The 20,994-nt window shown below is 63.7% G+C and carries 21 protein-coding genes; 6 read left to right on the top strand and 15 right to left on the bottom strand.

Features of this window, described 5'->3' with window-relative positions; genetic code table 11:
* Positions 1 to 78 precede the first annotated feature (78 nt).
* Positions 79 to 561: a methylated-DNA--[protein]-cysteine S-methyltransferase gene (locus AC07NV_RS10635; RefSeq protein ID WP_495166320.1), complete on the top strand. Its 483-nt coding sequence runs from the start codon at positions 79 to 81 to the stop codon at positions 559 to 561.
* Here AC07NV_RS10635 and AC07NV_RS10630 read toward each other — a convergent pair.
* Positions 558 to 1,793, bottom strand: coding sequence for an MFS transporter (locus AC07NV_RS10630; RefSeq protein WP_495166319.1), 1,236 nt, complete (start codon positions 1,791 to 1,793; stop codon positions 558 to 560). The genes AC07NV_RS10635 and AC07NV_RS10630 overlap by 4 nt on opposite strands.
* A 149-nt stretch (positions 1,794 to 1,942) precedes the next feature.
* On the opposite strand from AC07NV_RS10630, the gene AC07NV_RS10625 reads away from it, so the two are divergent.
* Together AC07NV_RS10625 and AC07NV_RS10620 are read left to right on the top strand one after the other, a co-directional pair.
* Positions 1,943 to 2,374, top strand: coding sequence for a nuclear transport factor 2 family protein (locus AC07NV_RS10625; protein WP_495166318.1), 432 nt, complete (start codon positions 1,943 to 1,945; stop codon positions 2,372 to 2,374).
* A 45-nt stretch (positions 2,375 to 2,419) separates the two neighbouring features.
* Positions 2,420 to 3,100, top strand: coding sequence for a helix-turn-helix domain-containing protein (locus AC07NV_RS10620; RefSeq protein ID WP_495166317.1), 681 nt, complete (start codon positions 2,420 to 2,422; stop codon positions 3,098 to 3,100).
* A gap of 4 nt (positions 3,101 to 3,104) precedes the next feature.
* Here the strand turns inward: AC07NV_RS10620 and AC07NV_RS10615 are convergent, their stop codons facing one another.
* Together AC07NV_RS10615 and AC07NV_RS10610 are read right to left on the bottom strand one after the other, a co-directional pair.
* A complete protein-coding gene (locus AC07NV_RS10615; protein ID WP_495166316.1) occupies positions 3,105 to 3,587 on the bottom strand; it encodes a GFA family protein in 483 nt (160 codons plus the stop codon).
* Between the two features lie 106 nt (positions 3,588 to 3,693).
* Positions 3,694 to 4,542: a glutathione S-transferase family protein gene (locus AC07NV_RS10610; protein WP_495166315.1), complete on the bottom strand. Its 849-nt coding sequence runs from the start codon at positions 4,540 to 4,542 to the stop codon at positions 3,694 to 3,696.
* Between AC07NV_RS10610 and AC07NV_RS10605 the strand changes: the two genes are divergently transcribed.
* Positions 4,541 to 4,837 (top strand): winged helix-turn-helix transcriptional regulator, encoded by a 297-nt coding sequence (locus tag AC07NV_RS10605; RefSeq protein ID WP_495166314.1) that lies wholly within the window; start codon positions 4,541 to 4,543, stop codon positions 4,835 to 4,837. The genes AC07NV_RS10610 and AC07NV_RS10605 overlap by 2 nt on opposite strands.
* 18 nt (positions 4,838 to 4,855) lie before the next feature.
* Here the strand turns inward: AC07NV_RS10605 and AC07NV_RS10600 are convergent, their stop codons facing one another.
* The 8 genes from AC07NV_RS10600 to AC07NV_RS10565 form a co-directional block, all read right to left on the bottom strand.
* Positions 4,856 to 5,452: a YdeI/OmpD-associated family protein gene (locus AC07NV_RS10600; RefSeq protein WP_495166313.1), complete on the bottom strand. Its 597-nt coding sequence runs from the start codon at positions 5,450 to 5,452 to the stop codon at positions 4,856 to 4,858.
* Positions 5,453 to 5,466: 14 nt separating this feature from the next.
* Positions 5,467 to 5,790, bottom strand: coding sequence for a hypothetical protein (locus AC07NV_RS10595; RefSeq protein WP_495166312.1), 324 nt, complete (start codon positions 5,788 to 5,790; stop codon positions 5,467 to 5,469).
* A gap of 208 nt (positions 5,791 to 5,998) precedes the next feature.
* Entirely contained in the window at positions 5,999 to 6,589 is a 591-nt protein-coding gene (locus AC07NV_RS10590) for a discoidin domain-containing protein (RefSeq protein WP_495166311.1), read from the bottom strand.
* A 34-nt stretch (positions 6,590 to 6,623) separates the two neighbouring features.
* A complete protein-coding gene (locus tag AC07NV_RS10585) occupies positions 6,624 to 7,892 on the bottom strand; it encodes a M24 family metallopeptidase (protein WP_495166310.1) in 1,269 nt (422 codons plus the stop codon).
* Between the two features lie 26 nt (positions 7,893 to 7,918).
* Positions 7,919 to 10,177: a TonB-dependent receptor gene (locus tag AC07NV_RS10580; protein ID WP_495166309.1), complete on the bottom strand. Its 2,259-nt coding sequence runs from the start codon at positions 10,175 to 10,177 to the stop codon at positions 7,919 to 7,921.
* Positions 10,178 to 10,222: 45 nt separating this feature from the next.
* Positions 10,223 to 11,008 (bottom strand): HalD/BesD family halogenase, encoded by a 786-nt coding sequence (locus tag AC07NV_RS10575; protein WP_495166308.1) that lies wholly within the window; start codon positions 11,006 to 11,008, stop codon positions 10,223 to 10,225.
* 121 nt (positions 11,009 to 11,129) lie between these two features.
* The gene (locus AC07NV_RS10570) at positions 11,130 to 12,293 is read right to left on the bottom strand and encodes an MFS transporter (RefSeq protein ID WP_495166307.1); all 1,164 of its coding nucleotides are present in this window, start codon (positions 12,291 to 12,293) and stop codon (positions 11,130 to 11,132) included.
* Positions 12,290 to 13,525 (bottom strand): metal-dependent hydrolase family protein, encoded by a 1,236-nt coding sequence (locus AC07NV_RS10565; RefSeq protein WP_495166306.1) that lies wholly within the window; start codon positions 13,523 to 13,525, stop codon positions 12,290 to 12,292. Before AC07NV_RS10565 ends, AC07NV_RS10570 begins: the two co-directional genes overlap by 4 nt.
* A gap of 110 nt (positions 13,526 to 13,635) precedes the next feature.
* On the opposite strand from AC07NV_RS10565, the gene AC07NV_RS10560 reads away from it, so the two are divergent.
* Complete coding sequence (locus tag AC07NV_RS10560; RefSeq protein ID WP_495166305.1) at positions 13,636 to 14,562, top strand: LysR substrate-binding domain-containing protein; 927 nt, start codon at positions 13,636 to 13,638, stop codon at positions 14,560 to 14,562.
* Here the strand turns inward: AC07NV_RS10560 and AC07NV_RS10555 are convergent.
* Positions 14,552 to 15,460 carry an alpha/beta fold hydrolase gene (locus AC07NV_RS10555; protein WP_495166304.1) on the bottom strand — a complete coding sequence of 303 codons (909 nt, stop codon included), beginning with the start codon at positions 15,458 to 15,460 and terminating at the stop codon, positions 14,552 to 14,554. The genes AC07NV_RS10560 and AC07NV_RS10555 overlap by 11 nt on opposite strands.
* A gap of 604 nt (positions 15,461 to 16,064) precedes the next feature.
* Here AC07NV_RS10555 and AC07NV_RS10550 point away from each other — a divergent pair.
* Entirely contained in the window at positions 16,065 to 17,537 is a 1,473-nt protein-coding gene (locus AC07NV_RS10550; protein ID WP_495166303.1) for a hypothetical protein, read from the top strand.
* A gap of 81 nt (positions 17,538 to 17,618) precedes the next feature.
* Here the strand turns inward: AC07NV_RS10550 and AC07NV_RS10545 are convergent, their stop codons facing one another.
* From AC07NV_RS10545 to AC07NV_RS10535, 3 genes are read right to left on the bottom strand one after another with little or no spacing between them, the layout of a single operon-like run.
* A complete protein-coding gene (locus tag AC07NV_RS10545) occupies positions 17,619 to 19,079 on the bottom strand; it encodes a UbiA family prenyltransferase (protein WP_495166302.1) in 1,461 nt (486 codons plus the stop codon).
* Positions 19,069 to 20,355, bottom strand: coding sequence for an ArnT family glycosyltransferase (locus AC07NV_RS10540; RefSeq protein ID WP_495166301.1), 1,287 nt, complete (start codon positions 20,353 to 20,355; stop codon positions 19,069 to 19,071). The genes AC07NV_RS10545 and AC07NV_RS10540 overlap by 11 nt, the downstream gene beginning before the upstream one ends.
* A gap of 5 nt (positions 20,356 to 20,360) precedes the next feature.
* Complete coding sequence (locus tag AC07NV_RS10535; protein ID WP_495166300.1) at positions 20,361 to 20,729, bottom strand: DMT family transporter; 369 nt, start codon at positions 20,727 to 20,729, stop codon at positions 20,361 to 20,363.
* Positions 20,730 to 20,994 lie beyond the last annotated feature (265 nt).

Below are 20,994 nucleotides of genomic sequence, written 5' to 3'. Positions count from 1 at the left end.
ACGCAGCGCTGTGCAACCTCCGCCATATAAATGTCCGCATCAAAGTGCGACAGCGAATGACATCGAAGGATCGATCCCGTGACTTACTATTCCAAAACCATCTGGTCGCCGGTTGGCGAATTGACGCTGGTCGCCGACGACCGGGGGCTAGCCGCGATCTTGTGGGAGGATGACAAGCCCGACCGGGTCCGGCTGGGCGCATTGCACGAGCAGGCGGACCATCCCGTACTGGTCGAAACCGAACGCCAGCTGGGCGAATATTTCGCGGGCGAACGTCGTACCTTCGATGTTCCGCTGTCTTTTGCCGGTACCGATTTCCAGAAGCGCGTCTGGGCCGCCCTGCTCGCCATCCCGTTCGGCGAGACGCGCAGCTATGGCGAGATCGCGCAGCAACTCGGTACGCCCAGCGCATCGCGGGCGGTGGGCGCCGCCAATGGGCGCAATCCCATTTCGATCATCGCGCCATGTCACCGCGTCGTCGGATCGACCGGCAAATTGACGGGCTTCGCCGGCGGGCTGGAGGCCAAGGCCTTCCTGCTCGATCTCGAACGGGTGGATTAAAGATCGAGGGTGCGGATTTCGGGGATCATCTTCCACCACAGCAATGCGCCGAGCAGCGACAGACCGGCCGCGGTCGCAAAGGCATAGCCATAGCCGCCGAGATAATCGACGATCAGCCCGGTGACGATCGGGCCGACGATGCCCGAAATATTGCCGAGGGCGTTCTGCACCCCCATCCAGCTGCCTGCCGCGCGCGGACCTGCGAAAATCTGGCCGACGGCAAAGATGTTCGTCGCGATCAGCCCGGCGCCAAATCCCGCCACCGCCAGCCAGACGGCCAGCATTGTATAGCCTTCGGCAACCGCGATGCCGGCGGTCGCGGTGCCGATGGCGATTTGTCCCGCGATCATCAGCCAGCGGCGAACCTCGCCTTCGTCGGCGCCGCGCGCGACCATCCGGTCGGACAGCCAGCCGCCCGCGAGCGCGACGATGCCCTGCGTCGTAAAGCTCAGCGTTGTCAGCACCGTCATTTCGCCGATCGAATAACCGCGCGTGTTGACGAGGTAGAGCGGCAGCCAGGCGAGCAGGAAATAAAAACCGTAGTTCGACAGGAAATGGACGATGCTCATCTTCCACAGCGTCGGAACTCGGAGCAGGCGGCGGATGGAAACCCGTTCGCTGGCGCGATCCGCCCGCGCGCGTGCGCGCATCGGCGAAGACGCGATCTGCCAGGGGATGAGCCAGAGCAGCGTCACCGCGCCGAAAATCCAGAAGACCGGTCGCCATCCCCATTCGCCGAGGATCGCGCCGCCCGCGAGCACACCGATCGCCGGCCCGAATGCAATGGCTGCCGCCACTGCGGCATTGGCGATCCCGCGCCGTTCGGCGGGCACTTCCGCCGCGAAAATTTTGGTGCTGCCGGGAAAGGCGATGCTCTCGCCCAGCCCGAGGAACAGCCGCAATATGATCAGCGATACCAGTCCGCCGACGAAACCGGTGAGCGCGGTGCTGATCGCCCAGATTGCGACGCCAAGCGCAAAGACGCGATACACACAGAAGCGGTCGCAGAGCCAGCCGACGAGCAAACAGGCGGGGGCATAAACCCAGAAGAAGGCCGAGACCGCAAGACCGAAGCCCGTTGCCGACAGCTTCAGCTCTTCCTTCATCAGCGGCGCCGCGACACCGATCGCGCCGCGATCGACATAGTTCAGCAGGACCGACAGCGCGATCAGCACCACGATCCATTTTACGCGTGCCTTGCCTATACTCTCGTCGAACGCTTGCGTTGCCATTGATGACGTCCCCCTGCCCGGGCGCGGGCGTATCACAGGCGGATGGGAGGGCTTAGCGAAAATTACCCGACATGGCGCCGAGCACGTTTGTTCAACGCGTTCGCCGACGGGCCCGTTAATCTTCCCTGCGACATCTTGGGAGAAAGCATATGTCCGCCACCACACAAATCGAACGCGTCCTTCCCGTTGCGGCCTTGTTCGACCGCTATCATGTCGGCTGGGAAACCAGGGATCCCGACCTGATCGCCTCGCTTCACTCGGAGGACACGGTATTCGCGCTCCATGACGGCACCGAGCCGGTGAAGGGGCGCGAGCGGCTGCGCGAACATTGTCGGCAGCTATTCGCAGCCTTCGATTTCACGCAGGAAATGGGGCGGCGACTCTACGGGGCCGACCATTGGGTGTTCGAATGGACGATGCTGCTTGCGCTCACCGAACCGGGCGGCGCGCCTTTTGTCGCGCGCGTCGGGATGCTCGACGTCGTCACGCTGAACGATGTGGGCGAGGTCGTGCGCAAGGATGTCTATCCGAACGGGCGCGAGATGCACGGCGCCTTCGTGCGTGCCGGGATCGACCGTTAGCGCCGTTGCTTGCGCCCGATGCTCGACCGGCAGATAGTTACCGCGATGTCCGACCCGCTCTCCCCTTTCCGGAACTCGCTGCTGCCGGTCGACGCGCCGCTTGCGCCGCACGCCAACCCGGTGACCGGGATATTGATTGGGCGCGGCGGTCCGTTGCGGTTGATGCTGGATGGTGCAGCGGTCGAGGGCGACATGCTGCTGATCCGTCCCGGTGTCGTGCATGCCATCGCCTTGCCTGCGCGCGGTGCCGACATCCTCTATCTCGACGGTCTCGCCTTTCCGTTTGACGTTCCGCTGGCGCGCGCGCTCGACGGCAAGCTGGCCGAACTGGCGGGGGCGGTTCTGGACGGCGCGGGCGATGCCGACGATGAGTTGCGCGCGCGGTTGACCGCCGCTGCCGCTGCGCCATTGCCGCGCGTTGCCGATGCCGTGCGCGCGATCTATGCCGACCCGATGCGGCGGATGTCGCAAGGCGAGCTTGCGCGGCGGCTCGGGATGGAACGCACGCGCGCGTTGCGTTATTTCAGGGCGGCGACCGGGCAGAGCTTCCGCGAATTCAAGCGCTGGTCAGCGATGCAGTTTGCCGCCGAGCAGATGAAGCAGGGCGCTCTCGTTCGTACTGCGGCGATGGACGCCGGCTTCGCAGACGCCGCGCATCTGTCGCGCGTCTTTCGTGAAACCTTTGGTCTGACGCCCAGCGCGGCGATCTGCGCGCTCCCCTCATAAGAGGTCAGGCGGGCCAGCGGTCGGTGTCGTGGTCGGGATGCTGGTGGTTGCTCGCCTTGATCGCGCCGACAAGGCTGCTCATTGTCTCTTCGGTGGTGCCTTCGCCCTTGATCGGCAGGTCTTCGAACAGCGATAGCTGGCCTTCGAGCCCGAACTGGACTTGCGGCGGGAACGCCGAGGGATCGTCGAACGATCCGGTCGTCAGGTTGATATGCTTGCTCTCGGCATAGTCATAAGTGAGCGGCGTCCCGCACTCACGGCAGAATCCGCGCGCCGCCTTGTCCGAACTGTTGAACATGGCGGGCGCGCCGCGCGTCCAGGTGATCGCGTCGCGCGGGACGCCGATCAGCGCGATGAAGAAATTGCCCGCCGCCTTCTGGCACATGCGGCAATGGCAGATGTGCGACGTGTCGAGCACCGCCGTCACATGCCAGCGCACCGCGCCGCACTGGCAGCCGCCAGAGGCTTCGGTTTCGATACGATCCATCGGCGTCGATTATTATCACCCGGCCGGCGGCGCGGCAACATGCGACCGGCGCGGGCGGCGGGAAAGCGATGCGCGGGCGCGGCAGGCCGTCCGCGCATCGCCCGGTTCATACGCCGTGTCGTTCAATAACCTCGGCCAGCGCCACATGGCCGATGAACGCGCCGCTGCCGGTCGCCACCTCGCCGCTTTCCAGCTTCGTCGCGAAGATGACCGCTGGATCGGCCTCCAGCCGGTCGCGCAGCGCCGAAAGCTTTGGCCAGCGCGCCTTGTCGGCGACCCCGTGAAAATCGAGCCAGCGCGCAACGCCGATGAAAAGCCCATCGGCCAGCGTCGGCTTGTTTCCGGCAAGATAGGGGCCGTCTGCCATCATCGCTTCCAGCCTGTTGTGCTGTTCTATCACGCCCTTTGCTCCCCAATCGCGCAGCGCTGCTTGCAGCACCGGATTGGGCGGGGCCATTTCGAGCGCAGCCCACAGCGGGCCGAAGCCGCCGGTGAAGCTTGTGTTGATGAACGCCATCCGCTGGATCATCCGGTCGTTTTCCGGGGACAGCGGGTCGAAACTGATGCGCCGTTCGCTGTCGCGCGCGGCGAACCAGTGTGCGATCGCCATCGTTTCGGTCAGCGCCGCTCCCTGATCGGTGATCAGGGCCGGTGTCTCGTGCCGGGCGTTGATGCGGGCATAGCTGGGGTCGCGCATTTCGCCGAACATGTCGACGCGGCTCAGGCGATAGGGTTTGCCCAGCCATTCGAGGGCGGCGACAAGTCCCATGGAACTTCCCGACGGGAAGCCATAAATTAGGATCGGTTCCAAGATGTTGCTCCATTGTTTAGAGGGGGAGCTGCGCAGCGGAAACCGATATAGTGCGCATCGTTCGCGCGTACATAACGCACCTTTTTGTAACCATGGGTGACCGATGAAAGACCTTGTTTCCCGATGCCCGATCGAAGAGATCATGCAGGTACTGAGTGGCCGCTGGCCAACGCTGCTGATCTATTATTTGAGTGATGGGACGAGGCGTTTCAGCGATCTGCGCCGTGACAATCCGACGATTTCGCACAAGATGCTGACGCTCGAACTACGCAAGCTCGAGGATGCCGGAATCGTCCAGCGCACCGAATTCGAAGGCTATCCCCGGCGGGTCGAATATGACCTGACACCCGATGGCGAGCGGCTTGTTCCGCTGATCGACGCGCTTGGCAATTGGTGGGACGCTTTGGCGGGAAATGTCGTCACCGCGGCCGATGGCTGAGGCCGCCTTCCGGCGCCATCACTTTGTCTTCTGCGGGTAAAAGGTCTCGCCGCGTTTCAGCATCGCCACAAAGTCGGCAATCTTCTTCTTTCGCCCGGCCTCGGTTCTGATCGCGCCGAGACGGAAGGTCAGCGCGAACCGGTTTTGCGCGGTCAGTTTTTCCAGCATGGCCCGGGCTTCGGGCTCGGCATCGATTGCCGCCTGCAGGTCCTCGGGAATGTTCGAGCCCTTGACGCGATAGGCGCGGTCCCAGCGGCCGTCCGCCTTGGCGGCTTCCACGGGTTTCAGGCCGTGCTCCGTCATCTTGCCCTCGGCGGTCAGCCGCGCGACATTGTCGATGTTGATCTGGCTCCAGACACTCTTCGGCCCGCGCCGTGTATAGCGTTGGAGGAAACTCTTTTCGTCGAAGGATTTGCGGATGGCGTCGATCCATCCCCAGCACAGCGCCGCCTGGATCGCCTGTTCGGGGGTAATTGACGGAAGGCCCGATTTGACCTTGTGGATCTTGATCCAGACTTCGCGTTCGGCGGCGTGATGCCCCGCAAGCCATTGATAGAAACCGTCCATGTCCGCAAATTCATGGACCTTGTCCGGATCTACCTCGATTGCCGCCACGAACCTGTTCCCGCTCAATTGCTCCATGCTTTGGAATATATTGAAAAACAGAAATAAAAATCATTTTCTCCGAATTGACCGGTATCGATGCTGTCGGGAAAATATGCTTTTGAAATCATTCGATAATCGGTCGGATCGTGAAATTCCGGGCTTCGAATATCCTTGCCGACATTCGCGCCTCGCGCTCGCATCAAGTGAATCACCAGCGTGGGATCGCCCATCCACATGCGCCCGATTTTGGTCGTTGCGAGACGCTTGAGGGCGGCCTGAAAGCGGCCAGCAATAGGGGCTGGGCAGCGCGCGCTGCCGGGGTAACGCGGATTGCCGTTCGGCGGCAATCCGCGAAAAGCGAGGGAGGGGTAAAGCGCGGATGACCACTTTCATGACAGACGGCTTCATCGCGCTTTGTGAGCAGAGGATCCGGAACGGCTCGCCCAAATAGCGCGTCCGGTGTTGGGGGGGCGGCTCAGAAGCGCGGGTCTGACGAGGATGCAGCGCGCGCCAATAATGAGTCGCTTCCCATGTTTCCGTTGGCACGCGGTCACGCTAAAGCGGGCCGCCCGCCGTCAGGCCGCGACGGGGTGTCGCTTCCCACCGTCGCACGGCGACAGGCATTATGGCGCCGCCAGACAGGATTTCTATCGTGGCAAATCCGGACGGCAATATGGCGCCGGGAGAGAGGGTTTCGGCGCCTGCGCTCAGCCGGATATATCGGGCATTCACGGCTTTCAGCGGGAAGCGGGCAAGAAAATTCTCCGGGTCGGCAGGATGCTCCGCGCGCCAGTTGACGAGCGATCGCGTTTTTCCAAAGGCCGGGTCATCCGAACAGTCGATGCAGAAATGGATCGGAGATCCGTGTCCCGGCACCATGCCGGTCTGTGTCGGGCGCAACCGGATCGCGTCGATCGGTCGGGAGATACCCAGATCGATCTGGACCCAGGCGAAATCTTCGTGCTGTGCGCCATCTTCGGGCGAAAGCCGGTAATAGCGCGCGCGCGAAGCGGTGATCGGCGGTTCGGCCGCCTGCAGAGAGCCTCTCTCTGCGCGAGCTAATCCCGCTGGCAGCAGCGGTGCGGCGACCAGGCCGAGCCCACCGATTGCCGATCGCGCGATAAATTGTCGCCGGTTCGTCTGCATTCCTCGATCCCCTGAAACCCCGATCGCGCCATGTTCAAAGATAATAGGGCGTATTGGTAACCTGTTCGCAGCCGTCCTTGGTGACCAGGACATGGTCTTCGAGGCCGCTCATGCCGACGCCCGGATGCTTGATGAAGGCTTCGACCGCGATCAGCATGCCGGGCTCATAGGGCTCGTCGATCTTTTCATATTCCTTGAACATGATTTCGTTCGCCGAAGTGCCTTGCTTTTCCTTGACGTCCTCCAGCGCGCCGGGGTCTCCAACGGGAATGATGTGCGGTCCATAGAAGGTGCCCATCTGGTGGCCGAAAATCCCCAAATTCAGGTCGATCCCTTCCCCGGCGTATCGCTGGGCCGTTTTCTCGCCGATTATTCCGAGCTGCCTTGGGGTGACGCCGGGGCGGATCGCCTTGATGATCGCCTTGCACACCTCGGTGGCGCCCTCCAATATATGCCGCTGCTCTTTGGTGGGCCGCCCCCCGCAAACGGCGGTACGGCCGGGATCGAGCCAATAGCCCTGGAAGATCGGCCCCTGAATCCATCCGCGTACCATATCGCCCTTTTTCGGCGCGCTCATGTCGTACCCGTACAACATGTCGCCGAGGAGGAAGCGTTCGGCATGTGCGCCGTGATGCATGTCGATGCGCGAGAAGCCGCCGCCGCGCCGCATCATTTCCATGGCCGTGCGCGCCGCGGCTTCGGCCGAGGTCTCGCCGGCGATCAACGCATCCATCCCGGCCGCGAGCGCATGGGTGGTGATGTCGCCGGCGGTCCGAAACGCCTCCTGCTCGCGCTTCGACTTCACGCGCTGGGGTTCGAGCAGGAACCATTCGTCGGTGACCCATTCGATCTGCGGGGTCAGGCTGCGCAGCCGCCGGTCGTAGAGCCCGGGAAGCACGTCGTCGCCGACCACCGCGATGCGTCCTTCGATGCCATGCTTGCGGAAATATTCGGGAAGCCCCGTTATCAGGCTCGGCTCGTGGATGATCAACTCGCCGCAAACGACCTTGGCATATTCGGTTTCCTGCGGCGGCTGCGCGCTGTGCAGTTCGGGCGCGCGGCCGTCGCGGAACAGCACCGCCGAAAAGGTCCAGGCGCCCATCTGGACGTCGTCCGCCCAGTCCTGACCCGTGCCGTTATTGGCGAAGTTCGTGAGCCACAGGCCATTGCCGAGCCGGTCGTAGGACCCGGCGCCGCGCGACCAGACGAGAAGATGGTCATAGCCCTTGGCGCGCATGGCGTCCCACACGCGCTTCCAGCGCGCTTCATATTCCTCGCGCGGGAAATAATTGCTGCCGGTCACGCTTCGTCTCCTCGCAAACTGGCCGGTCAGCCCTTGATCCGCACGCTGAGGCCGATGGTGCGCGGCGCCGCGTAGGTGACATTCTCATACGCCCCCACGATCGTGCTCACCGCGCCCGACCCGACCGCGAGGATGCCGCGTTTGTTGAATGCGTTGCGGACGAACAGGCTGACATCGACCTTACCGCTCTCGCCGCCGATGTCGAAGTTCGCGATGTCATAGGCCGGCCGGAATCGCCCCGAACTGACGACGCCGTCGATGGCAAAGGGCGTCTTGCCGACATGCTGCCAGCTTCCGCGCGCATAAAGCTCCCACGCATCGCTCACCGGATAGCGCAGTTCCGACGACAGCGCGAATTTCCAGCGCGGCGTCTCGGGCGTGCGATCACCCTCGGCATAGCCGGCCGCCGCGCCGAATAGGTCGGGGACATCGGTAAAGCGGGCGTCGGCATAGCTCAGTTGTCCGCTGAGCGTCACATGGCGCGCCGGACGCAGGCTGACCTCCAGCTCGGCGCCGTCGATGCGCGCGTCGCCGGCGTTGGCGAAGAAAGTCGATCCGCACGGGTCGGGGATGGCGAGCTGGACGCCCTTTTGTTCGATGCGATAGGCGGCGCCGTTGACGGTCAGCACCCGGTCCGATGTTTCGACCTTTGCCCCGACTTCATAATTCCACACCGAATCGGGGCTGAAGATTGCGCCGACCGATTCGGCGAGCGAGCAGCCGAGGGCAGGGGGAACCGCCGCATTGGCCCCGCCCGCGCGGAAGCCGCGCGAGACGGTCGCATAAAGGGTGGTGTTGCTATTGGGGCGGAAATTGACCGTAAAGCGCGGGCTGGCGCTCGTCTTTTTCGCGGTAACCCGCGGCGTATCGGCGCCGCACAGGATGCCGGGAACGACTTCGGTGCAGCTGGCCTCGAGCGTATTCTTGAGCTTGTAGACACGCAGCCCCGCGATCAGCTCGACGGTTTCGCTGACGTCGAAATTGACTTCGGCAAATCCGGCGAGCTGCTGGTCCGACGTCTTCTGGATATAGTCGTAGGAGATCGGACCGACCGGTCCCGGCGTGGGGCCAAAGGTCGCATCGAGCAGGTCGGTAAATGCCTGGCCGACGAAAATCTGCCCCAATTGCTGATCGGTATGGCTGAAATAGACACCCGCGATCCAGTTGAACGGGCCGTCGTTCGACGAGGTTAGCCGCAATTCCTGGACATAGGTGTCGGCCTTTGCCGGGGTCAGGCTGGCGAAGGGCGCGAACGCGCCGAGAATATTATAGCCGAGCGCGGTGTAGTCGAGCGTCGCATCGGATTCCTTGTGGAGATAGGAGCTCGACGAGACGAGTTCGACACTGCCGAAGCTCTTTTCGAGCGTCAGGTTCGCGACCAGCAGGTCGGTGCGCGACGGCTCGGGCCCGATCGCGCTCGCCCGGCCGAACCCCGGCAGATTGCTCTGCGTCGCGATCGGATTGTCGGCATCGATGCGCTGGAAAAACAGGCTCGGCGTGATCGTGAAGTCATCGCCCGCCTCGAGCCGGAGCGCGCCGCGCAGGCTGAAGATCGTCGCGTCATTGGCGTTTTTTTCGGCGATATCATCGTCCGATTGCGGCGACGTCAGTCCGGCGAGCGTGGCGTCGTAGCGCTCGATATCGCCTGCGATCTTCTCATAGGTGCCGGTCAAGCGCAGTGCGGCGTTGGGCGAGATCGGCAGGTTGATGGCGGCTTTCGCGCCATAGCCTTCGCCGCCGCCCTTGACGCTGTTGACGAAGGCTTCGCCATGCGCGTCGAACCCCGAGCTGTCGGGCTGGTTGGTGATATAGCGGATGGTGCCGCCGGTCGAGCTCGACCCGAACAATGTGCCCTGCGGCCCGCGCAGCACCTCGACGCGCTGCATGTCGAACAGATCGATGTTGGGCGTGCCGCTATAGGCGTCGGTCCGGAAATCGAACGGTGTGTCGTTGATATAGACCGCGACCGACGGCGCGAGCCCGAGGTCGGTCGTGAGCCCGCGCAGCCCGACGTTGGACTCGCCCGGACCGACCGGCGTGAAGGTCAGGCTGGGCGTGTTGCGGACGAGGCTTTCGGTATCGCGGATCGCCAAGCGTTGCAGCGCTTCGCTGCCAAAGGCGGTCACCGCCTGCGGCACGTCCTGCAGCCGGCTTTCGCGCCGCTGCGCGGTGACGACGATATCGCCGCCCGATCCGTCGGCGGCGGCGGGTTCGCCCTGCGCATAGGCCGGCGGGGCAAAGGCGCAGCCCGTCAGCAAGGAAATCATCATGGTCCGCTTCAACATATCAATCCCTCTCGAATTTTTTGTTCTGGTGTCGATCCGCCGCTTTTACGGCGCCGTGAGTATTTCGGTGCGGCCGAGCCCGTTCTGCTTGACCGTGTCGGCGTAAATGAAGCCGGGTTCGCGGTGGTAGCTGAGCAGCGCGATGATCCGCTGCGTGCCCCCGGCCACCTCGGTCACGCGGTGCAATGCCCGCCGTCCGCGGAAGAGGAGCAGGGTGCCGGCCCCGACCTTCTGGAGGCGGGTTCGGGGCGACGCGCCGTCGAGAATGGCGTGGATGTCCTCGGGCGGCACATCGTCGACGCCGGGCGCATATTCGAACGCGCCGCCGGTTTCGGCCTCCTGGAGCAACAATGAGACGACGAAGTCATTGTCGTCGAAATGCCAACCCTGCTGATCGCCGACGCCCATATAGGTGAGGTTGATGTTGATGAGCGGGTCGGCGATCGTGTGGAGGCTGTCGATGCCCAGCGCGTCGCGGACAAGCGACATCAGCTCCTCCGATTCATAGAAACGGCGCAGCGCGCCAGCGGAATCGAGAAGGTCGGAGCCCAATATCCACATCGAATAGGGCGAGGTGCGGCTGCGGAGCTTCTCGTCGGCGATCGCCGCGATCGGCCCCTGCGGGTTGAAGCCGAGCCGCTGGTCGCGGCGATAGGCGAGCGGGAATTTCGCGGCGGCCTCGGCCACCATTTCGGCCAGCGCGTCGGGCGCGATGAAATCGGGAAAGGCGGCCGCGCCATCCTGCCCGAGCTGGCTGGCAGCCCTTTCGACGATCGCGGTACGGCGATCGGGATCGGACAGGGGGTATAGATTGGCGTTTACGATCGACATGAAGGCTCCTGACAAAGACGGTCGGAAGAAATCCGCTCCATGAGATAATCGCATGCACAATGGCTCACGCCAGCAGAGTATTTCGGGGTTATCATCTCGAAATGAGATGGATCGGAAAGCTTCAATCCGCTGAACGGGGGCGCAGACTGATCGTCCCGGCGACGGCGACCACCACGCACAGCAGGCAAAAGGCGCTGACGGCGCCCAGCGACAGATTCTGGAGCAACAGGCCGCCGATCGCCGGCCCGAGCGCAAGGCCGCCGCCGGTCACCGCCGGCGTCAGCGCGATCAGCCGTCCGCCGCGGTCTACCGATGCCAGCAGGCCGAACTGAAAGGCGTATTGAAACGGCCAGGCAAAGGCGAAGATGCTCACCGAAAGTATGAAGGGCGTCGTGCCGGGCAGGAAGGCGAGGCCGCCAACCCCGGCGACGAGGAGGGCGAGCCCCGACAGCAGGCCGGCGGTCCGCGGCAGGCGACCTGCCACCACGCTTGCGACGAGTGACCCCGTGAGGCCGCCGAACGCCGAAACCGAAAGCGCGAAGGCGACGGTTCCGGGCGAAAGCCCCTTGCCGATGCCGACGCGTTCGAGAAACGGCCACAGCGAGGCCATGCCGATGAAATAGAGGAGGATGCACGCCAGCGCGCCGATCACGAGCGGGTTGGCGGACAGGTGGCCCTGACGCGGCCCCGCAGGCGCGGGCTGCGCCCGGCCGATGACGGCGGCAAGCCAGAAGCCGGGAAGGGTGATCGCGGACAGGATCAGGAAAATCCAGGGCCATCCGAGGCTCGCCGCGATCCAGCCAAAGCTCCCCATGCCGACCATGCCGACGATCGACTGGCCCGCGAAATAGATGCTGATGCTGCGTTCGGGGCGCGCCGACCGGCCCATCGCCGCATAGCAGATTCCGCCGACCACGCCTTCCCCCAGTCCGGAGAGAAAGCGGGTCGCCGCGACATAGCCATAATGGCCATCGAGCATGGTCAGCAAATTGCCGGCGATCATCACCGCAAGCGCGGCGCGAATGACCGCCGCCCAGCCAAAACGCGCCGTAATCAGCGGGCATAGCAGGCTGCCGATGAGGATTCCGCCCATGTTCAGCGCGGCAATCGTGCCCGCTCCCGCGACGCCATAGCCAAAACGGTCCGCGAATACGCCGACCATGACAGGCAGGACCGCCGGCAGCGTTGCCGCCGCGACGCCCAGATAGATCGCGGCCCATGTCGAGGCGGGCGGCGTCGAAACAAAGGACGTCGGCGAAACGGCGGGCGCTATATGTGCCGTCATGCCGGCCCGGGCTCGCGCTTGTGGAACTGTCCCGCCTTCATAATCGCGCGCAGGCGCCGGCCGTCTTCGGCGAGTAGCGCAATGTCCTCGAGCGGGTCGCCATCGACGACGAGCAAGTCCGCGGTGGCGCCCGGAACGATGCGGCCGAGGTCGGGCCGCCCCAATATGTCGGCGCCGGTGAGCGTTGCCGATCGCAAGATCGCGGCGGCGGGCTGGATCTCGCGGCGATAGAGGAACTCGCGCGCCTGCATGTCGAACACATCGCCGGGCAAATCGGTACCGAATCCCAGGGGGAGGCCCGCGCGCCACGCGGTCTCGAACCCCTGCATCGCGAGGTGGGCAATCTCCTTCGCCTTCGCCGCCGCCGCCGCTGGCAAGCCGAGCGCCTCGCCGCGCTCGGTCAGCGCCATCACGACCGACAGCGTCGGCACGGCAAAGCCGCCCGCATCGCGCAGCGTGTCGGCGGCTTCCGCTGAAATCAGCGTCGCATGCTCGACCGTCCGCACGCCCAGTTGCGCGGCGCGCATCACCGCCTCGGCCGTGTGGGCATGCGCCGCGACATAGCGGCGCCACCGCGCCGCCTCCTCGACCGCAGCCTGCACTTCGTCGTCGGTGAACTGCTGCATCCAGATGGGGTCGGTGGGCGAAAGCACACCGCCCGACAGCATGATCTTGATACAGTGCGCGCCCATGCGCAATTCCTCGCGCGCGGCGCGGCGCACGTCGTCGGCGCCGTCGACGACATGCGCGATCATGTTCATCCGGCTGCACCCGCACGGCTCGATATCCTCGTGGCTGGGGCGCATGTCGCCATGACCTCCGGTCATCGAAAGCGTGCGGCCGGCATAGAAGAAGCGCGGTCCCGGGATCAGGCCATCTTCGATCGCCTGCGCGAGGCCATGGTCGCCGCCGCCGACATCGCGCAGGCTGGTGAATCCGCAATCGAGCGCGTGCCGCAACATCCGCGCGGCATGGGCGGAGGAATAGGTGGAGGGGTGATCGAGAAGCTGCGCCGCGTTGGCGCTCGAAAGCCTGGCATGGATATGAACGTCGATCAGGCCGGGGATCAGGGCGCCGCCGCGCACGTCGACGATATCGGCATTGGCCACGCGCGCCGGACCGGTATCGACTGCCGCGATCCGGCCGTTTTCGACCACCACATGGCAATCCTCGCGATAACCGTCCGCCGTCTCGTTCAACACACGGGCATTTTCAAATATGATGATCGTCAACTGGTCTGTCCCCATCGGCCTTGCCTGAAGGTGGACAGCCTAGGCGCGGCAGGGCTGTCCCGTAACAAGAGAAATGTGGACACTCGATGCCTTTTCGATATGAAAGGGCGATGCGAAGCCTGCGCCAGTCCCTGCCACCGCTCAACGCGCTCGCGGTATTCGAAGCGGCGGCGCGGCATCGCAGCTTCACGCGCGCAGCCGCCGAGCTCAATATCGCGCAATCGGCGGTCAGCCGCCACGTCTCGAACCTCGAAGCGGATCTGGGCGTCACGCTCTTCATGCGAAGCGGCAACCGGCTCGCGCTCACCGGCGCGGGAGAAACGCTCGCCGATGCGATCCTGTCCGGGCTCGGCCGCATTCGCGACAGCGTCGAGGCCATTCGTCGCCGGCGCGGCGAAGCCGACAGCTTCACCATTGCCTGCACCTATGCGATGGCGCACGACTGGCTGATGCCGCGGTTCGGGATGTTGCGCGCGGTGCTACCCAAGGCGCAGCTCCGCCTGATCACCTCCGACACCTATCAGAGCTTCGATGCGGACGAGGTGGATTTGTCGATCCGCTATGGCGAACCGTCCGACTGGCCCGGCCTCAGGCACCGCAAACTTCTCGAGGAAGAAGTCTTCCCCGTTTGCGCGCCGGCCATGCTGGCGCAGTTTCCGGGGCTTGCCGAAGATAGCCCGCAGGCGTGGCAACAGGCGCCGTTGCTGCATTTTGCGCCCGATGCGCAGGGGCGCGTCGACTGGCTCGACTGGTTCGGCGATCTCGGCATCCAGCCATCGCGGGACGGCCCGATGTTCAGCGCGTATACGCCGATGCTGCAGGAAGCGCTCGCGGGACGCGGCGTCGTGCTCGGCTGGCGGGGTATCGTCGATCCCTATCTCGAAACTGGCCAACTCGTGCGCCTCGCGAACCGGTCGATGACCTCGGGGCACGCCTTCTACGTCGTCCACCGCGCCGACGCCTGCGAGGCGGTGATCGAGGCGGTGATCGAGGTGCTGGCGAATCCCCAACCGCCGGCTGGCCCGGCTATTTCCTGACGCTTCCCGCAAGGAAACGCTCGACTTCGAGCGCGAATTTATCGGGCTCCTCGACCTGGGGCGAATGACCGCTCCGTTCGAAATAGACCAGCCGGGCCCCCGGGATGGTCTGGCTGATCTTGTACGCGACCGTCGGCGAGACATTCGCATCGAAGCGCCCGTTGATCACGAGTGTCGGAACGTCGAGTTTGGCGAGCGCGGGATAAAGATCGAGCTTCATCGCATCGAGCATGACCTCGGTACAGACCGTCTGCGAGAAGGTGCCGGCATCGCCGCCGCCCGCTACCAGATTGCGCTGGTCGTAATAGGACATCCGGTCATAGGCGTCGATCGCGATGCACCCCATCTGTCCTGCCGGCGTCGTGTCGGGGGGAATGGCGGCGACAATCTCCGGATACAGCTTGTCGAAGAGAAATTCATGTTCGGCGGGCTTCGGCGCGCCCGATCCGACCAGCACGAGATGAGCGACATGCTGGGGATAGCGGACGGCGTAAGCCATCGACAGAATGCCGCCCCAGCTGTGCCCGAGCAGATCGATCCGCTCGACCTTCAGCTGTCGCCGGAGCGCTTCCAGATCGCGGACCATCCCGTCGACGGTCAAATCTTCGGGCCCTTGCGCCGCCGGCGATTTGCCGGTGCCGCGCTGGTCGTAGAAGATGATCTGACGGCGGGCGGACATGTCTTTCCAGACCGGCGCATTGACGAGATAGCTGTGATCGAAGCCGGGGCCGCCGTTGACGGCGACAAGCGGGACCTCGCCCGGCGCACCGATCGTAACATGATAGAGCGTCTCGCCGCGCGGAGCCGGCGATGCCGGTTCGTGTGCAGACGCAAGGCCTGGCGCGGCGATGCCAAGGCAAAGCGCGAAGACGAGACGACGAGGCTTGCGGAAGATCATGGCTCTCTCTCCAGAAAATCGGTCGATCCAGCGATTAGGAAGGAAGCTTGGATCTGGCGACCGCAAAGATCAGATGCATGCATGACAGCAGGCTATGCAATCGACTGTGGATGTGGACGCCAGGTCTGGCTACCCGCTGCGCTGACACGCGTGCGATTTTGCAGATCGGTTTCGCCATCTCGGGCATGAAATGCCGTTGCATCAATATTGAAAGGCCGCCCGAATTTTGCGCTGAAGAAGACGCAGACTCGACAACTCGTCACGCGTGCTACCGGTCGTCAGACGCGAAAAGAGGAAACGTGGCTTCGTCTCGACTGGATCAATGGAGAAATGACGAATTTTCCATATGGACGTTTATGATGGCAGCATGGTCGGCATAGAAGGCAGGGGCAACGTTATGACGGTGGGACATGGTTGGGGTGCATAGGGGAGTGCGAGAGGTTTTTTGCTGCGCGCGGCCGACTTCGACCGGTATGCCATCAAGCGATCCGCATGAAGCGCTTTCCGGCAGCGCGACTGTTGCCGGACATGAAATACGAGTGCTTTCCGGAAGGAATATGGCGGGATGATCATCCGTAAAAGCGGAGTTCCGCTCTGGTGCGCGGTGCTGCTCGTCATTCTCGCCGCTGTGCCGATACTGATCGTAACAGTGCCCGGAGCATCGGATTACCCCAATCATCTCGCGCGCCACCATATCTTGGCGTCGATCGGGCAGGGAACGGCAATCGACGGTTATTTTGTCGTCGATTGGCGATGGGTCGGCAATCTCGGCGTCGATCTTCCGGTCCTGGCGCTTTCGCCCTGGCTTGGCGTGGAGTGCGCGACGCGCGTTGTGAGCGCCCTGATCGCGCCGCTAACCGTCGCTGGCATTCTCTTGCTGTCTCGCTCCGTCCACGGTCGTGTGACGGGCAGCGCCATGCTCGCGCTGCCGTTCGCTTTCGCGCAGCCCTTTCTGTTCGGCTTCCTCAATTACTGTCTGTCGGTGGCACTGGCGCTGCTCGTCGCGGCGGCCTGGTACACCAACCGTCGAACGAGCCTTTATACCTCGCTTGGCTTTGGCCTCGGCGCGATCGTAGTATGGACGGCCCATATCATGGGGTGGGCGATCCTGCTTATCCTTGTCGCCGGAGCAGAGTTGGCAGTGGTGCGAAACTGGCGCGATCTCGTGTATCGCGCCCTGCGCGCCGTGCCGCTGCTTCTGCCGCTGGTGCCGCTTCTGGTCTGGCGCGCCGATGGCGACGGCCGCTTGTTCTGGTATGCGCCTCACCTCCTGCAGGCGAAGGCGATGAATTTCGTCACGGTGCTCAAAGGCCTGTCGATGCCATTCGACCTCGCCATGACTGCGAGCATCTGCCTCGGTGCGGTTCTTACGTTCTGGTGGGCGAGCGGGCGCCGGCTGGAGCCTCGTCTCGCCACGGGCGGCGGATTGCTGCTGTTCGCGACGCTCTTGCTGCCGACGACGGTTTTGGGAAGCTGGGGCGCAGACCTGCGCCTGACCCCGGTGGCGATGATGGTCATGATCATGGCGATCCGCCCCGCCGAAAGGCCTGAACGCGAGCGGCTGCTGATCATGCTGGGTGCGAGCCTGTTCGTGCTGCGCACAGGGTGGACATCGGTACATTGGTGGCAGGCCGATCGCGTGTTGCAAAAAAGGCTGCTTCTACTGGACGAGGTGCCACGAGGGAGCCGGCTTGGATTCCTGTCGGCGGAAGCGGGGTGCGAAAACTGGATATTGACCCCGGATCGCAAGCTCGGCGCCTATGCGATCACGCGACGCGACGCTTTCAGCAATACGCTGTTCCAGATCCCCGGATCCGACTTGATGACGATCCGGCAACCGTCGGACCGCGCCCGCTGGTTCGACGGCTCGCAGGATATTCCGGTCCGCTGCCCCGAGGGCGTACCGGACATGCATGTGCTCGGCGAGCGAATGAGAAGCATGGCACAGGCGGATTTCAGCGCATTGTGGATCGCGGGGCTCGATGAGAAGCGCGTTCCCCGCTTGCCGGGCTACGCAATCGCCTACAGCCGCGGGATCGATACCCTGCTGATCAAACAGGCGCCTGGATCGCGCTGAACCCCGGACCGGAGAAGGGGAGGTCGGCCCGGAAAGAATGATCGAAGCGATGCCTAGACTGCTTATCTCGATTCCGAGCGCTCAACCGACAATCAGATGTGCGACCGCCGGTCCGTAGAGAGCCGCCACGAAGATACAGGCGGTCACGGCGCCGATGAGGAGGCTCCGCCCGTCCTTTATCGCGAAGGCCACCGGGTCGCCCTCAACCTCGCCGCGCCGCGCCATCATCCAGATGCGGTTCAGCCAGTAGATCAGCGGCAGGCAGAGCAGCCACAGCATTTCGGGCAGCGCATAATGTTCGGCCGTCGCCGGGTCGTGCGCAAACAGGGCGAGCACGAGGATCGCGACCATTCCGGCCGAGATCCCAGACATCATCACCACATCAAGATCGCCCCCAACATAGCCGCGCCCGCTGAGCAGGCGTTGCGGTTCGATCGCGTCTCGCATCTCTACATAGCGTTTCAGATAGGCGAGGCTCAGGAACAGGAAAACCGAGAAGAGCAGCAGCCAGAAGCTTAAGGCTACGCCGATCGCGATCGCGCCAATCCAGATGCGGATCGTGTACAGCGAGGCGAGGACAATGGCGTCACCGACCATCACCGCTTTCAGCCGGAACGAATAGGCGGTCGTGATGGCCATATAGGCCAGGAGCCAGAAGGTAAGTTCCGGGCCACCCAACAACCACCCCCCGACAAGGCCGATAGCCGCAAGGAGCAAGGACAGGCCGAGCGCGGCGGGAATCGGGAGATCTCCGTGTGCAAGCGGCCGCTTCCATTTGGTACGATGCGCGCGATCGGAGTCGATATCGAGCAGGTCGTTCAGTAAATAGATCGACGAGGCGATCAACGACATGAGCAACGCAGCCGCCACTGCCGTGAGCAGCACAGCGGGTTTCGTGAATTCGCCCGACGTCAGTGCGGGAACGATCACCAGTGCGTTCTTGGCCCATTGGTGCGGCCGCATGGCCTTGATAATTGCCCGGGCCGGACTGGGGCGTGGGGCGCCGAGGCGTTCGACCGCCGATCGCGGCGGGACATGGCCGACAGACCAGCCATGCCGCGCTTCGCGCCACAGGCAGGTGTCGGCGCGGCTGTCGCCGACATAGTCGAACGGCGTATCGGGACCAATGCGTGCGCGGATGGCAGCCAGTTTGGCAGGCCCCTTGAGATTGGAGCGGCCGCGCGTTGCAATGACCGGATCCGAAAGCGCCAGATAGTCGGCGATGCGGCGGATATGCCGCCAGTGACTTGCGCTCGCGAGGATCACGGGGCGGCCCTCGGCCTTGGCCTGTTCGATGAGATTGAGCACTTCCGGCCGGTAAGGCAGCTGCGCGGCGTCGATGCGGTCGCGCCGCGCCGCCATCGTTTTGGCGACCGCGCGGCCCGCGAGCAGCCATGTCAGCACCGCGATCATGGCCGCTATGCCGGATCGCGCGATCCGCACGAAACTTTCGAGGGAAATATCCGCGCGCGTCAGTGTCCCGTCGACATCGACGAACAGCGGTACAGCCTCGTTGGCGCCGATGGGTTGTTCATGCAGCATCGGGTACGGCCCTTCGCGCCGCGAGCCGCTCGACCCAGACCGCTACCGGAATGGCTGCCATGATGATCAGCAGCGGAATCGCCGGATCGCGGTAGCGGACGATGATATAGGCGGCGGCGTGGATCAGCCAGAAGCCTGCGATCATGGCAGCAAAAATCCATTTGCCGTCGCTTGCGATCTGGCGGGAACGAAAGGCGAGCAGCCCGATCAGCAGGATCAGTCCATATTGTACAACCTCGACGAGACGGATCGAAGCAAGTGCCTTCGAGGCCGCGAAGTCGCTCGCGTCAGGAAGATTGGGTTGCCAGAAATAGACGAGTTTGAGCGCGGCCAGTTCTGTCGCCCTGCCGGGATTCGCGTCGATCCAGTCGAGCGCTTCGGCTTGCAGGCGATCGGCATTGCCGACCTCGCCAAGGCGCGTGCGCGTGGCGTTCCAATCCTTCGCCAGCGGCGTGTCGGCTATGCTCACGAACCGGCCCGTCGCGGCGGGGTTGTTGCCAAGATACAGGTTGAACGCGGCATTGGTAGTGAGGACCGGGCGGCCGACCATCTGGTTGGTTGCATAGAGCCATGGCGCCAGCATCAGCGCGGCACCGGCGGTGAAGCTCAGACCTGCAGCAAAAGCGGGTATAAATGTCCTTCGCGTGCGTGCGAGTATCAACAATGCGATCGCGACGCCGAAGCAGAGCAGCAGCGCCGAGCCGCCCGTGACCAGCGCCGCGCCCCACAGCAGGCCGGCAACCAGCGCTGTGCCCACCGGGCGCTCGTCGCGAGCGATCCCGACCGCACATAGGGCAATACCGAGCAGCAAGGGCGTCGAGAGATTTTCCTTTGCCAGCATCGTCGCATTCCAGAGGCCGGGAAACCAAAGCGCATAAATGGCCGCGGCGATCAGGCCCGCGCTGCGATTTCCGGACAGTGCGACGGTGAGCCTGTAGATTAGCCAGATGCTGATCGCACCCAGAAGCAGATTGACGGCTATCGCCACGCCAACCGAACTGCCCAGCGCCTTGAAAAAGAGAGCTAGCAGCAACGGGTAGCCGGCGCTGTAGAAAGCCTTCTGCCCGTATATATCCATGAGTTCGCCGCGTTCGGCGAGGCCTTGGGCCATCGTGAAATATGCCAGCGAATCGCTTTCGAGCGGGTGCTTCAGTATCCACGCGCCCGCCAGTCTCAGCGCTATAGCGACAAGGATGATCGCGGCGAGCAGGGCGGAACAGGCTCGCGGTGAAAGCCACGGCGTCGGGGGATGAAAGCTTGCGGCCTGTGGATTCATGGGGTTTACGCCGAACGTGCGACCAGCACGCAGCCGGTTGCGATCAGCAGGGTTCCCGCAACGCGGGCGACGCTTACGCTTTCGTTCAGCCATAAGGCGCCCGCGAGCATCGTCAGGATGAATCCGATCCCGACGAAGGGATAGGCCAGCGACAGCGGGGCACGGCCGAGGACGAAAAGCCAGAGCAGCGCTCCGATGCCGTAGAGACCGAGGCCCAGGATGATCATCGGGGATTGTGCGAGGCCGCCTATCTCTCCGCCGATTCCCGTCGGCCGGCCGTCAGCGGCGGCCGTGGTCCCGATCTTGAGTGCAAGCTGCGCAAGCGCGGAGAGGCTTACGCTCGCGAGGATCAGAAGGAGCAGGCGTAACGTCATGGACAATCTTTCGGTCTATCAGCGGTTTGCCACTAGTGGCGGCGATTCAAGATAAGGTTAATATTGGGCGGAATGTCGAGCCAATTCCTACGGAGCAGGCCGACCTGGCTTTTCGGGCTATCGATCAACAGACGATACACGGTCTGTGGGGATTCGACCGTGAAGATTCGGGGACGAGAAACACATTATAGCTTCCAGCCGTCTCCGGAGCGCATTTGGTCCGAAAATGTCCAAAAAAGAGGGGCGGAACGTCAATGACGATCCG

Source organism: Sphingopyxis sp. GW821-FHT10B01, assembly GCF_059415685.1.
Note: the sequence above shows the minus strand (reverse complement) of the source record. Positions and strands in the feature narration are given on the sequence as shown.